This window comes from Veillonella parvula DSM 2008, from assembly GCF_000024945.1.
Lineage (GTDB): Bacteria > Bacillota > Negativicutes > Veillonellales > Veillonellaceae > Veillonella > Veillonella parvula.
Map to the genome: position 1 here is coordinate 1,404,401 of NC_013520.1, position 14,535 is coordinate 1,418,935.

Annotated in this window: 17 protein-coding genes; 1 reads left to right on the forward strand and 16 read right to left on the reverse strand. The window is 38.6% G+C overall.

The annotated features are described in order from the left end of the window. Positions 1-12: 12 nt before the first annotated feature. From mreD to VPAR_RS06225, 8 genes are all read right to left on the reverse strand, one after another. On the reverse strand, positions 13-507 hold the full coding sequence (gene mreD / locus VPAR_RS06190) for a rod shape-determining protein MreD (RefSeq protein WP_012864590.1): 495 nt from the start codon (positions 505-507) through the stop codon (positions 13-15). After that, complete coding sequence (gene mreC, locus VPAR_RS06195; RefSeq protein ID WP_012864591.1) at positions 504-1,421, reverse strand: rod shape-determining protein MreC; 918 nt, start codon at positions 1,419-1,421, stop codon at positions 504-506. Before mreC ends, mreD begins: the two co-directional genes overlap by 4 nt. A gap of 1 nt (position 1,422) precedes the next feature. Continuing rightward, on the reverse strand, positions 1,423-2,460 hold the full coding sequence (locus tag VPAR_RS06200) for a rod shape-determining protein (RefSeq protein ID WP_008601416.1): 1,038 nt from the start codon (positions 2,458-2,460) through the stop codon (positions 1,423-1,425). Between the two features lie 279 nt (positions 2,461-2,739). Then, entirely contained in the window at positions 2,740-3,438 is a 699-nt protein-coding gene (gene radC / locus VPAR_RS06205) for a RadC family protein (protein WP_008714282.1), read from the reverse strand. 187 nt (positions 3,439-3,625) lie between these two features. Next, positions 3,626-4,192: a Maf family protein gene (locus tag VPAR_RS06210; RefSeq protein ID WP_012864592.1), complete on the reverse strand. Its 567-nt coding sequence runs from the start codon at positions 4,190-4,192 to the stop codon at positions 3,626-3,628. An 88-nt stretch (positions 4,193-4,280) separates the two neighbouring features. Further along, positions 4,281-4,901, reverse strand: coding sequence for a hypothetical protein (locus VPAR_RS06215; RefSeq protein ID WP_012864593.1), 621 nt, complete (start codon positions 4,899-4,901; stop codon positions 4,281-4,283). 152 nt (positions 4,902-5,053) lie between these two features. Next, on the reverse strand, positions 5,054-6,259 hold the full coding sequence (locus VPAR_RS06220; protein WP_012864594.1) for an acetate/propionate family kinase: 1,206 nt from the start codon (positions 6,257-6,259) through the stop codon (positions 5,054-5,056). A 3-nt stretch (positions 6,260-6,262) separates the two neighbouring features. Further along, positions 6,263-6,826: a hypothetical protein gene (locus VPAR_RS06225; protein WP_012864595.1), complete on the reverse strand. Its 564-nt coding sequence runs from the start codon at positions 6,824-6,826 to the stop codon at positions 6,263-6,265. 186 nt (positions 6,827-7,012) lie between these two features. Between VPAR_RS06225 and VPAR_RS06230 the strand changes: the two genes are divergently transcribed. After that, a complete protein-coding gene (locus VPAR_RS06230) occupies positions 7,013-8,206 on the forward strand; it encodes a tRNA(Met) cytidine acetate ligase (protein WP_012864596.1) in 1,194 nt (397 codons plus the stop codon). 119 nt (positions 8,207-8,325) lie between these two features. Here the strand turns inward: VPAR_RS06230 and pyrR are convergent, their stop codons facing one another. The 8 genes from pyrR to mmdC form a co-directional block, all read right to left on the reverse strand. Further along, positions 8,326-8,847 (reverse strand): bifunctional pyr operon transcriptional regulator/uracil phosphoribosyltransferase PyrR, encoded by a 522-nt coding sequence (gene pyrR, locus VPAR_RS06235; protein WP_012864597.1) that lies wholly within the window; start codon positions 8,845-8,847, stop codon positions 8,326-8,328. A gap of 100 nt (positions 8,848-8,947) precedes the next feature. Continuing rightward, positions 8,948-9,865 (reverse strand): RluA family pseudouridine synthase, encoded by a 918-nt coding sequence (locus VPAR_RS06240; RefSeq protein ID WP_012864598.1) that lies wholly within the window; start codon positions 9,863-9,865, stop codon positions 8,948-8,950. 89 nt (positions 9,866-9,954) lie between these two features. Further along, positions 9,955-10,395, reverse strand: a complete 441-nt coding sequence (gene lspA / locus VPAR_RS06245) for a signal peptidase II (RefSeq protein WP_012864599.1) — start codon at positions 10,393-10,395, stop codon at positions 9,955-9,957. A gap of 108 nt (positions 10,396-10,503) precedes the next feature. Continuing rightward, the gene (gene fdxA / locus VPAR_RS09560) at positions 10,504-10,668 is read right to left on the reverse strand and encodes a 4Fe-4S ferredoxin (protein WP_004696472.1); all 165 of its coding nucleotides are present in this window, start codon (positions 10,666-10,668) and stop codon (positions 10,504-10,506) included. A gap of 501 nt (positions 10,669-11,169) precedes the next feature. Then, positions 11,170-12,468, reverse strand: a complete 1,299-nt coding sequence (locus tag VPAR_RS06250) for an SLC13 family permease (RefSeq protein WP_012864600.1) — start codon at positions 12,466-12,468, stop codon at positions 11,170-11,172. A gap of 38 nt (positions 12,469-12,506) precedes the next feature. After that, positions 12,507-12,764, reverse strand: a complete 258-nt coding sequence (locus tag VPAR_RS06255; protein ID WP_004696478.1) for a hypothetical protein — start codon at positions 12,762-12,764, stop codon at positions 12,507-12,509. A gap of 194 nt (positions 12,765-12,958) precedes the next feature. Then, a complete protein-coding gene (gene mmdB, locus VPAR_RS06260; RefSeq protein WP_004696480.1) occupies positions 12,959-14,080 on the reverse strand; it encodes a methylmalonyl-CoA decarboxylase subunit beta in 1,122 nt (373 codons plus the stop codon). Between the two features lie 70 nt (positions 14,081-14,150). Continuing rightward, on the reverse strand, positions 14,151-14,534 hold the full coding sequence (gene mmdC, locus VPAR_RS06265; RefSeq protein ID WP_008601436.1) for a methylmalonyl-CoA decarboxylase subunit gamma: 384 nt from the start codon (positions 14,532-14,534) through the stop codon (positions 14,151-14,153). Position 14,535: the final 1 nt, after the last annotated feature.

Consider the following 14,535-nt stretch of genomic DNA (forward strand, 5'->3'; position numbering starts at 1 on the left):
CCCCCTTAATCCTTACCAAATATAACCTTGTTGTTCATCATCCTTACGCCATAACAAACCATGTAAAATAGCGCCTAACAAGCCATTCCAGAACATCACGGGTAATACCATATGCCACAAGTATAGTCCAAAGTGCAAATCGCCACCACTAGCTAATATCATAAAGCTACGAATAACGCCATCTAGCAATGTACAAATAGCTACTATACCGCTAGACCAATACCAGCGTTCTTCATAGATACGATGCTTTACGGCAGATAATAGGTATACCACAATTACGTATGGGAATAGATGGAGCCCAAAAAAGTTAGATATCAATACATCGTGTACGATACCTCCAATAACAGCAGATATCAACCCCATACGACGACCTTTAAATAAAGTAATCATAACAATTATCGTCAAAATTAAGTTTGGTAACCAATTTGTATGGAAAATAGTAGGCAATAATTGCGCTTGTATAAAATATATTAAAAATCCACAGAGAGCTAAAGCTAGACGCATCATTGTTTAACGGCCCCCTTTGCCCCCTCTACTTGATCTCGTTGTGTTTGAGGTACAAGTTTAGGTTCAAGTTCTGGTTTTTGTGGTGCACTTAGAGAAGACGAGGTAAGCACAAAAACTTCTTCTAAACGATAAAAGTCTACACTCGGTGTGACTACCGCATTTTTAACAAATCCTTCCGAATCATTTTCGATAGATTGCACGTTGCCAACAGGTAAACCTTTTGGATAGATACCACCATAACCGGAGGTAATCAACTTATCCCCTACCAATACGTCCCCATCGCGAGCAATATTTACCATAGAAGGTGTACGAGGTGTATTTCCATTACCTTTTACAACGCCAGACAAACGAGATTCAGGTCGTTGTACAAGAATACCTATTGCGCTACGAGGATCAAGAATGGTTTGAACGCGAGCAGAATGCGGATATACATCTGTAATAAAACCAACGACACCACTAGGTACCACAACAGCCATGTTAACTGCCATACCTTCATCACTCCCTTTATCAATGGTGAAAGTATTTGTCCAAGTACCGTAATCCTTTGTAATGATACCCGCTAAGGTCATGGAGAATTCTGGATGGCTACTTTTATAGTTTAAAAGCTGACGAAGACGAATATTCTCTGCCACTACTTCATCGTAGTTAACTACCTTTTGTTCCAATGTAGCTTTACGAGATGCTTCCTCTTCACTTTCAATATTAGAGAAAATAGCATTATTAAGTACTGTAAAGCTAGTTTGAACACCCTCTAATAAACGGGCTGACCCATAAGCGAAAGGCGTTGTAATTCCTTCGAGGGTAACCGTAACAAAGGGAATACTAGTCCGTTGCTTCCACGCAAAGCCGAGCAATGCCATTAGGATACAACCAATGACAACGATGATAATTAACTTTTTATCTGACTGTATCATGCTAATCTCGGCCCTTTCTATTCTTAGAATTTACAATAAAACGCGATAAGCTCACTAAATCAGATGAGGCCCCATTAAGGCCTACCACAACTTTTGTTTCAGGTGCTTCAGGAACGTGAACAGGTACCCCTAATTCAGTACCAATCCGGTCCGCTAAACCAGATAGTCTTGCTGTACCGCCAGTAAGCCATATGCCATGTTGCATAATATCAGCCACGATTTCTGGTGCAGTAGCACGAATCATTTGCTTAACCTCATCCAAGAGCCCAATCAAACATTCATTTATAACTTGGTACACTTCAGATTGGTGAATCACACAACGTCTACCTAAGCCGTTCATCATATCGCGCCCTTGAAAGGCATACTCTGCATCCTCTAATGGAGCGACAGCTGTTCCTAATGTATGCTTAATATCTATTATAGTTTCATCAGATACGATAATGCCAAAACACTCACGCACATAGCGCAATAAGGCATTATTAATATCAGAACCACCAAAACGAATTGTTTTGCTATCCACGATACCACCTAAAGAAACAATCCCCATATCAATAGTGCCACCGCCGATATCAATGACCATAGATCCTTGCGCTTCAAAGATAGGCACACCACAACCAATAGCAGCCGCCACAGGTCGTTCGATAAGAAATACCTCTCTAGCACCAGCTTGAATAACAGCATCCATCATGGCTCGTTGCTCAACATCGGTCATCCCACAAGGAACCCCTACCACAACCCGAGCTCGACGCAATGCATTAGACACCTTATTAAGAAAGTAGCTAAGCATAGTATGCATAACGCGATAGTCAACTATAAATCCATCCTTTAAAGGCGTTAACGGACGCCACATATCGGGCATGCGCAATACGAGGCGCGCCGCTTCATCACCAACGGCTACTACTTTTTCTTGTTTTGTATCAGTTGCTATAATCGATGGTTCGCTTATAACAGTCCCTCGCGTCCCCCCCATGAGGCGCGTTTGTATGGAACCAATATCTATACTTACATCTTTTCCTAGAGTAGGTAAAATGGAACTCATAGTAATTTCTCCTTCATTACATCATCATTCCATTTTACCATATATAACGCGACTTTTTCCATTGATATCAGTACCTTTCCTTTTGTTAAAAGCACTGATAATGCATAATTCCTGTACTCATAAGTCATACATAAAAATTACATAACTTCATACATAAAATCTCATATTCAATAAGGAAAAGCACTCATTTATAGGAACTTACCCATGCATCAAAATTAGGTATAGTTCAAAATGAGTGCTTTTAATAATCTTATTTGGCTTTGTTCAGTTTATTTAGGCTCAGCTCAATTTACCAATTTCGCTGAGGCTCGTAAATTCATTATCCCCTATAACGATATGATCGAGTACAGGAATCCCCATAAATTGACCAGCACTAACAAACATTTTCGTTAGCCGTATATCTTCATCACTTGGTCTACTATCGCCTGACGGGTGGTTATGGATTAGAATAATAGCCGCCGCATTGCATGCTATAGCTTTTTTAAATACTGCTCTTTGCTCTACAAGACTTGATACTAATCCACCATTAGAGATATGTTCCAACTGAATAAGCTTATTTCGAGATGTTAGCATGGCAGCCCACACATGTTCCACATCTTCGTGACGCAGTCGCTCCATCACATATTGAGCTATTACAAAAGGTTGCGAAAAATCTTCATAAGTCTCTTTAATCTTTAACTCCCCTAATCGCCTACCCATTTCAAGTGCTGCACATAGCGTCACTGCTTTATCTCTACCAATACCCTTGATTTTGATCAGATTATCTACGGTCATTCGGTTAAGACCATAAACACCATCATCAAAGGATTGTACAATATCACTTGCCAAAGAAATCGCAGATTGCCCCTTTACCCCTGTACGTAATAAAATAGCCAACAACTCCTCCATCGCCATATGTGATGGACCTAAGGCGAGAAATTTTTCTCGAGGTCGCTGGAATGGTAACATATCTTTTACACTTACTGTTGGTACTTCCATAGAATCTCTCCATTCAAATAGATAACACCATTTGTAAATCAAGCAACAAACACATCTACTCTCTTAAAATTTATTTAGCACAGCACAGCACAGCACAGCACAGCACAGCACAGCACAGCACAGCACAGCACAGCACAGCACAGCACAGCACAGCCAATTATAACACGATTCATCTGATGCGCTAGTGTTATTTAGCCCCTAACGCCTTGCAAAGTTCATCGTATACATGTTCAACTGGTAACCCTACCACATTAGTATAAGAGCCCTCTATTTTATCTACCCATAGTGCGCCCTTTCCTTGGATGCCATAAGCTCCAGCCTTATCCATCGGTTCCCCACTAGCAATATAAGACTCGATTTCAAAAGGTGCTAAATGTTTAAAATAGACCTTTGTTTCATTGTAAAAAACTACCTCTTTTCCTTTGATGAGTAACGCGACTCCAGTAATTACAGAATGCGCTCTACCCGATAAATGCTCCAACATATGGCGTGCATCAGACTCATCATAAGGTTTACCTAATACTTTATTATCAAGGACAACAATAGTATCTGCTCCTAACACAATACTTCCATCTGGAACACCTACAGCACAACGAGCCTTACCTAATGCTTGGGCTTTCACCATTTCAATAGGGTTGTCGTAACCTTCATTAGACTCCTCATAAGTACTGGATACAACAGTATGATCAATCCCGACCTGTGTTAATAATTCAGTTCTACGTGGTGATTGGCTCGCCAAATACAATCCAGCCATATACACTCCTTTACATTAAAATTCTTGTACATAAAATTCTTGGTGCACAAAAGTTATATCTACCTATTACCCTAAAACTGACCGTCCCTTAAATAGTTGTTTCTTTATCTTCTTCAGAAGAAATTAATTTTTCATAATATTCTTGTACATCTTCCCCATGCTTCACCGCATCAGCTCGCACCGCTGCATAAAACACGATATCCGCTTGAGGTACCCGAATACGACCAGGTACATATTCTTCTAACATTTCAAAGAATCTATCATCTGCTTTCAACAGCAAACGGCCATTTTTAATCTTATTTCCATCTACAATAGAATACACAAGGGACCAAATAGGACGTGGATCAGAGGTAGAGCATTTTCTATATTTATAGCGGTATTTAATATTTGTCAACAACTCACGTTCAAACTTGAACACCCCATCAATCATGTCATAATCTACTTCAAAATGACGATTTCTAAAGATAGAGTTTTCTTCAATTACAAGCTTTGTATCTGTCAAAATATAGGTATATCGACTAACAGCCTGTTTAACCATAACAATGATGGCCATGATTTCAATAAAGTACTCAGCTAATAAAACCGTATGTAATTGAATACTGCGATACGTTGTATAAGCTGCTGCACACAGCAATAAAATCACAAAAAATACTACCAATAACTCTGCACTTCTGGTGCGCTGAGATTTTTCTTCATATAATACCGTCATGCTTTACCCCTTTTAAAGAAATCACTAATTAATAACTATACATACTATTATAAGATATTCTATGCATAAAAACTACAAAAACCCCGTCCATATCTAAGATATAGGCGGGGTTTTATGACTCTATTAGTCACTCAGTTCAGATACGAACTATATTATTTTTTCAATGCTGCAGTAATACGTTGAGTATCACGAGCAATCATGATTTCTTCGTTTGTAGGAATTACGAAGATTTTAACTTTAGAGCCATCAGCACTGATTTCTTGTTCTTTACCACGAACATTATTGCGTTCAGAATCAATACGAGTACCTAAGTATTCCAAACCATTACAGATTGCATCGCGGTTACCAATACCGTTTTCACCAATACCAGCAGTAAAGATGATAGCATCTACACCGCCCATAACAGCAGCAAAGGCACCGATTACACGACGAACTTTGTAATGGAACATGTTCAATGCCAATTGTGCGCGTTTATTGCCATTAGCAGCAGCTTCTTCAATCACACGGAAGTCATTGGATACACCAGAAATCCCTAATACACCGGATTCTTTATTCATAACTCTATCAATTTCTTCATAGGTCATACCTGTTTTTTCCATCAAGAATGGAACAATAGCAGGGTCAATATCACCTGTACGAGTACCCATGATCAAACCAGACAATGGAGTGAAGCCCATTGTAGTATCGATGGAGCGACCACCTTTAATAGCAGCCACAGAGGAACCATTCCCCAAGTGACATGTGATGATACGAAGATCAGTCATATGTTTACCCATTAATTCTGCACAACGTTGTGCTACATATTTATGGGATGTACCATGGAAGCCATAACGACGAATGCCATAATCTTCATAATAAGAGTAAGGAAGCGCATACATATATGCTTCTTTTGGCATAGTTTGATGGAATGCAGTATCAAATACAGCAACTTGAGGTACATTTGGCATAATTGCTTCACAAGCTTCAATACCTTGAATGTTTGGTGGGTTATGCAATGGTGCAAGAGAAGCACATTCTTCCAACGCTTCCATAACTGCTGGTGTAATCAATACGGAGTCAGCAAATTTTTCACCGCTGTGTACTACACGGTGACCAACAGCATCGATTTCATCCATGGAAGAGATAACACCAAATTCAGCATCAACTAAAATATCTAGCAAAATGCGAAGCGCTTCTTTATGGTTCAAAATTGGCTCAACGCGTTCTAATTTATCTGCATTAGGACGTTTGTGAGTGAAAATAGCATCTTGATCACCAATCTTTTCAAAAAGGCCTTTTGCCAATTCTGTTTCAGTTGTCATATCAAGTAATTGATATTTCAAGGAAGAACTACCGCAGTTAACTACTAATACGTTCATCGATTAACCCTCTTTCTGTTGTGTAACTTGAATCTTGTTTTGAATTTCTTTGCTGATATCAGCACCTACCTGATCCTTTTCAGGATATTGATAGATTATATTCCACAATACGCCATGATCTAAGAATACGTATTGAGAAAATCTAAATGTTTGCCCTTGTGTTGTATACGTCACATCAAGCTTCTTTGCAGATGTACCTTGTAAAGCTACAGATTCTTCCTTGATGGTTGCGCCCATCTTAGTGAACTCAGACTTACTACGATGCAAAAACTCATCAACCGTAGGCAATGGCTTGTTATCACCAGCACGCAAAGCTTCAACTTCAATCACCATATGCTCTGTAACGGATCCATAAATATCGATTGGATATCCATCATCAGTCATATTTTTTGTGCTTTTACCCATTTCATAAGGCAAAGCAATGGTAACCTCAGATTGACCAACACGGATAACTTGATGGCCAAAACTATATGTATCCATTACATTATTTGAGCCACATCCCGTCATTGCTAGTAGAGCAACACCGAGTAGAGCCCCTTGTAATGTGCGTTTCCAATTTTGTTTCATCATATACCTCACATCAATTCAGCATTTATAGTTAATTATAGCCTATAGAGACAAGAAAATCTATACTAAACTTAATATTTACACACAATATTACCTATCTAAATAAGCCTTTAATTTAGATATAATGAAATGTTGTTTACAGTATTTCCTCGCTTTGTTACACTAACACTAATGAAAGGAGACACTATGAAAACAATCGGTATTATCTGTGAATATAATCCATTTCACAATGGACATGCCCATCAATTATATACCTTAGCACAAGAGCATTCAGATGCGCTGCGCATTTGTATCATGAGTGGTTCCTTTGTACAACGAGGTGAACCTGCTATTTTTTCTAAATTTGATCGTGCTCGTTGGGCCATTCTCGGTGGTGCAGATATTGTTATTGAGCTACCTACGCTCTATTCTTTGGGTAGCGCACAACTCTTTGGAACAGGTGCTATTCGTATGGTAAAAGCTTTACATATCGACGCCCTTTCCTTTGGTTCTGAAACGGCTAATCTAGATGCACTCGTAGATATAGCTAAACGTATGGATTGTGAAAGTACTCAAGCAGTATTACGCACCTATATTAACGAAGGCATGTCCTATGGCTCTGCCTTTCGTAAAGCCCTCGATACAGAGATACTAAACACACCCAATGCACTATTAGGACTTGAATATATTCGGGCAGGACTTAACTATCATCCTACCTTAAAATACATGCCAATCTTACGCACATCAGATCATCACGAAGCAAATATTACAAAAGATTTTCCTTCTGGTACAGCATTGCGTAAACTCATAACAGATATGGCTACGAGTAGTAACAATTGTAATATAAACAGTATCGTTCCTAAGACTATTGCAGACGATATGACTAATATAATTTCTAATGGTGCCTATGTAAACTATAACCGCTACTATGATATAATCCATTCCTTAAGTCGTCGTACATCAACAACCAAGCTGGAAAGCTTTGGGGAGTTCAACGAAGGTATTGAACACTTATGGTCTAAAGCAGCTCAACAACCTACGTGGAACTTGGCTATGGAGCATATAAAATCAAAGCGCTATACCTATGCACGTTTACAACGGATGGGAGCCTATCTCGCTCTAGGAATCCAAAAAGATGTATTGCAAAATGCTATGCAAGAAGATCCACAATATGCTCGTTTACTTGCCTTCAACGATAGAGGTCGTCAATGGCTTCGAAATGATTTTGAAATACCACTTATTCAAAAATGGGCCAAAGCACCTAATGAATTAAATACATTGGGGCAAACGATGCATCAAATCGATACATTAGCTACAGATGTACAGGCCTTATGCTTACATAATGAAATCAAACGAATGGGCCATATGGACTACACCTATACGCCACAATACATAAGATAAGCAGAACTACGATCTGGTAGAAACATTCTGCACATAAATATAAGAGTCGAATAATTTAAGTTTATTAAGATAAACCATCTTATTATATGCTAATACTCAAAAAGGGGTTACAATACAGGTTATTCCTGTATTGTAACCCCTTCTTCACCATCCAGATCAGCGACGGCAACGCGTACACTTTCAAGATGCGATGTAGGAATATTTTTACCTACATAGTCTGCTCGTATAGGCAATTCACGATGACCACGATCGACGAGAACGGCCAATTGAATAGATCTAGGTCTACCAGCCGTCATTAATGCATTTAAAGCAGCACGAATAGTACGGCCCGTATACAAAACATCATCTACAAGGATAATTGTCTTTTCCGTTGTATCGATCGTACACGGTTTCCCCTCTTTAGGACGAGCATCACGATCATCACGATACACTGCAACGTTCAAAGACTCACAATCAATATGAATACCTTCTATACGCTCAATTTCAGCTTGTAAACGTTTTGCCAAAATGACACCACGCCGTTCAATACCTACAATTAACGCATTAGATAAACCTTTATTGCGTTCTAAAATTTCATGACTAATACGACGAATCGCACGCATTATAGCGTCTTGATCCATTAATAAGCGTTTCTTCTCCATATATACGCCCTTTACAGCATAGGATTGTTCTATGCCCCTATATCCAAATAACTAGTAAAAATATGTACTTAAACAATCAATGTAAACATTTAGACTATTTTCATTTATCTTCACGATAGGTCTTAGCAAATTCTAAGCATGCCTTAAAATCAGCTGGTACCGGTGCTTCAAAATGCATCTCTTCACCTGTAATAGGGTGTTTAACATCTAACGATTTAGAATGTAATGCTTGCCCTTCTATAGGAAAATCCATACGTCTATATCCATAAAACGGATCATTAACAACAGGATGTCCAATATAAACAAAGTGAACACGAATTTGATGTGTTCGACCTGTTTCTAAATTACACTCTACCAAGGTTTGATGACCATAACGCGCTAATACTTTGAAATGTGTTACTGCATCTTTACTGTTTTCAAAGACTACAGCCATTTTCATACGGTCTTTTGGATGGCGCCCAATAGGCGCCTTAATAGTCCCCTTTTCTTCTACAATATTACCCTGTACTAGCGCCCAGTACGTACGTCTTGCAGAATGTGCCTTTACTTGTTCTGCTAGACCAATGTGCGCTGCATCATTTTTTGCAACCATCATAACACCAGACGTATCTTTATCTAAGCGATGCACAATACCCGGTCTAATTTCACCATTAATACCTGATAGGTCCTTACAATGGAATAATAAAGCATTTACAAGTGTACCAGAATAATTTCCTACTGCAGGATGCACCACCATGCCACGAGGTTTATTAACAATAACAATATCGTGATCTTCATATAAATAATCTAAAGGAATATCCTCGGGTTTAACCTCAATTGATTCAGGCTCTGGGATCTCTACACGAATTACAGTATCAGGTGTAAGCCGAAGATTAGCCTTCCCTACTTTACCACCTACTGTAACATGACCACCTTTAATTAAACTTTGAATATAGCTACGAGATCCTTCCATCTGTTCAGTTAAAAATACATCTAGTCTCATGCCTTCTTGCTCAGCACTTACAATATATTCATTCATCCCCTACTCCTCTATGAGTTAAGTATTATGTATATAACAAAATTACCTATTAACCAAGTCGATGACCTATATAATTCTCTTAGTGAAAGTTACTCATGGTCCTCTTTCAATGTAAATAAATAAAATACAACAAAAGCTACACCTATACAAATACCAATATCTGCTACATTAAAAATAGGCCATATGCGGAAATCAAAAAAATCCACTACTCCATGAATCATGTATCGGTCAATACCATTACCAATAGCACCTGAAACTAATAAGGCGGATCCGATTTGCAAAGTCCAATGACCCTTAGCTAGTCGCTTCCAGTAAAAGGCACAAACGGCTAATAGAATAATAGCTACTAGTAAGAAAAACCATCGTTGATTCGCTAACATACCAAAGGCTGCACCGCGATTAATAATATAGGTAAGGTGAAATACATTAGGAATAACAGGCAAAGATTCACCTAACAAAAAATGATTCATTACATAATATTTAGTTAATTGGTCCAATAATAACCAAATGATAAGTACTGTATAAAACAAGATTAACTCCCTTACTATAATATAATTCTTAATAGTCCTATTATACTAAGTTACGCAAATTTAGGCAAAATAAAAAGCCCCTCAATGAGGGGCGTATTTTATTTGTGATTACTCAGCGGAAATTACAGAAACTGGGCAAACGGATTCGCAAGAACCGCAATCGATGCAAGCATCGCCAATTTCGTATTTAGTTTCGCCTTCAGTAATGCAGGAAACTGGGCAAACAGATGCGCAAGAACCACATTTAATGCAACCATCAGCAATAACTCTCATAATTAGGACCTCCATCAAAATATAGATCAGAACTTTTTATTATCATTTAGAAAGGCACTTGCCTCAACTTATGTTCTCATTATCACACAGTTCAAATTGAAAGTCAAATGAAAATGATAAAAAATTATATAATATTTTGCATAATAATTGTTCCTTTTTATCATAAAAAGCCTATATTTATATGTATTTTGATATTTCTTTTCATTTATATAATTGAGTTTAATAATCAATAATTGAGAATATACTAATTATCATTTCAATCAAAATACGTACTACTATACTAGGAATTCAATTATCAATATTTATTATCATTGATTTTTATTGCTCAATTTAATTAAAATAATTTAATCCACGTAGCATATTTTCATATAACTAAGTCAGATCCTATATTTATTGATTTGCCGAGTGCAACTTTGACAAAAAATAATTATAAAAAAGAGGTCGAATCTTACGATTCGACCTCATAATATGTGCGCTTATAGTAGAGTAACCTATCCCCTATTATTTACCAGGGAAGAATGGCCATACCATCGGTATAATAATTAAGCTTACTACGAAGCAAACTAAAGTCAATGGAACACCGGCTTTTACATAATCCATAAATCTGTATTGACCAGGACCAAGTACTAATGTATTTGGAGGTGTACCTACAGGTGTACCAAATGCACAAGATGCAGCAACGCCGATAGCCATCAATACAGCATGGGGATCAGCACCCATACCTTGGGCAATGGAGATACCGATAGGAGCCAATAATGCACAAGATGCAGTGTTAGACATAAATTGAGTCATAACACAAGACAAAACAAACAATACGCCTGTTGCAAAGTAAGGGCTAGGATCGGACCCCATAACGCCAATTACTGCATCGGCAATCATTTTACCTGCACCAGATTGGTCAAGTGCAGTTGCCACTGGCATCATACCAGCAAACAAGAAGATTGTTACCCAGTCAATGGATGTGTAAGCTTGTTTTTCGTTCAAGCAACCAGTTAATACGCAAAGCATTGCACCGATAACGGCAACCATGCTCAATGGTAAGTTAATACCAAAACCTTTTAGGAAGTCACCTAAAATCATAGCGATGATAACGCCTAAAAGAATAAGACCAGAGAACAATTGTTTCTTGGGATCGTTAGAAATATCTTCAGCAGCTACTTCTTGTTCAACTTCACCAGCATCAGTGATTTCATGTTTAGGTAATAAGTGTTTACCAATGAGCATCATGAAAATGATAGTAGCAATAGTCAAAGGAATACCGATCCAAGCAAATTCAAAGAAACCAAAAGGTGCAAGACCAAATTTAGTTAATGTACCACTTACGATAATATTTGGAGGTGTACCAACCATTGTAATGATACCACCGATACCAGCAGCAAATGCTAATGGCATCAATTGGCGAGATGCAGGAATCTTCGCAACAGCACAGATACCAACAACTACTGGAAGTAATGCAGCTGTTGTACCAGTGTTAGACAAGAATGCGGACATGGTAGCTGTAACAACCATAATTGCAAGCATTAAGCCATTTTCGCTAGTACCTGCACGTTTTACTACGGTTTCCCCAATTTTTTGAGCTAAACCGGTATAGAACAATGCAGCACCAACAACGAACATGCCAGCAAACAACACAACTGTACTATCAGATAAACCAGAGAATACAACCTTAGGAGTAATAATACCCATAAGGCCTAGAGTAATTGCGCCGCCTAAAGAAGTAATAGCTAGAGGAATAATTTCCGTAACGAATAAAACAGCCATGACTGCAAGGACGATTAAGGTTTGTTCTGCAGTACCCATACATCATCATCTCCCTTCAGAGAAATGCACTGACATAATTATAAGAGATATAAAATATAACCTACGATACCAATGGCAGAGGCCATTATAAAAGTAATCCCATATCCCTCTCTTGTTTTAGGATACCCAAATAATAAAGTTTCACCAAGAAAACCTCGGCGGTTAAACCAAGAATATTTAGTTCTCTGCTGAAACCATTTAGCTTTACCTTCAGCACCGATAATCAGTGCAGTAATAAAAAAAACAATAAATGCCCAAACAAAACAAATCAGTATTTTTAATTCAATTGATAACAAGTGACCACCTCTACTATATTTAAAGCACTAGAAGGTTATTCTGTGAAATCTTGCTAATCACCTAATGACCGATCTGAAAAGCATTTATTGCAAATATACCCTTTTTATGTATGATTACATAATGACCAAGGGCTTTTTGATTCACCAATAGGTGTACCTATTTAGGTACACCTGGGTGAATAATTATTAAATTATTAGTGGTTGGACAACATAGCAAGCATTGTACCTGCAGCTACTGCTGTACCGATAACGCCAGCTACGTTAGGTCCCATAGCATGCATGAGCAAGAAGTTAGCTGGGTTAGCTTTCGCACCTACTACTTGAGATACGCGAGCTGCCATTGGAACCGCAGATACACCGGCAGAACCAATAAGTGGATTTGTTTTACCACCATCTACTAAGCTCATCAATTTACCGAACAATACGCCACCAGCTGTACCGCAAATAAATGCGAATAAGCCTAAAAGAATAATTTTGATGGTTTCTAAGCTTAAGAAGTGTTCCGCACTCATTGTCAAGCCAGTACCAGTTGCTAAGAAAATTGTAACTGTATTGATCAATGCGTTTTGAGAAGTATCGGATAAACGATCAGTTACGCCAGATTCACGGAACAAGTTACCTAACATCAACATACCTAAAAGGGATGTAATGGAAGGAAGCAATAAGGAAATGAAGATCGTTGCAACGATTGGGAACACGATTTTTTCAAAACGTGTTACTTCGCGCAATTGTTCCATAACAATTTCACGTTCTTTTTGAGTAGTGAAGAGTTTCATTACAGGTGGTTGAATCAACGGTACCAAGGACATATAGGAATATGCGGCAACCGCGATAGCACCTAATAAATGAGGAGCTAGCTTAGTAGCTAAGTAAATGGATGTAGGACCATCAGCACCGCCGATGATACCAATAGCAGCCGCTTCTTGAGCTGTAAAGCCAAGCATCATTGCGCCACCTAAGGCAGCAAATACACCAATTTGAGCTGCAGCCCCTAAAAGCAATGTTTTAGGATTGGCAATGAGTGGACCAAAGTCAGTCATTGCACCTACACCAAGGAAAATTAAAGGTGGGAAGATTTCTTGGGAGATACCTGCACTAATAAGCGCCATAACGCCTTCTTCGAAACCGTTACGAGGAATATTGGCAAGTAAACAACCAAACGCAATCGGACCCAACAATAATGGTTCGAACTCACGAGCAAATGCTAAATACAATAGGATCAAACCTACAAGAATCATAATAGCATTGCCTGTTGTAAATGCGAGGAACCCGCTATCGTTAATAACAGATTGTATCGCAACAGCAAAAGCCTCCATATGCGTTCCCCTTTCACAAATATAAAATTGTTAGATGACGTGGCGCAGCCACGTCATACAACACTTGGTATTAGCCAAGAACAACCATGTCATCGCCAGTGGATACAGTTTGGTTAGCAGATACGCGAACTTCGGAAACTACAGCATCATGTGGAGCTGCGATTTCATTTTGCATTTTCATAGCTTCAAGAATCAACAAAGTTTCGCCTTTTTTAACTGCTTGACCAGCAGATACTGCTACAGATAAGATTTTACCAGGCATTGGAGCTTTTACAGTTTCAGCACCTGCTGGAACTGGAGCTGCTGCTGCAGCAGGAGCTGGTGCAGGAGCTGCTTTAGGAGCTGGAGCTGCTGCTGGAGCTGCTTTAGGAGCTGCTGCAGGAGCCGCTGCTTTCACTTCATTAACTTCTACATCATATGCTGTACCATTTACTGTAACGTTGAATTTTTTCATC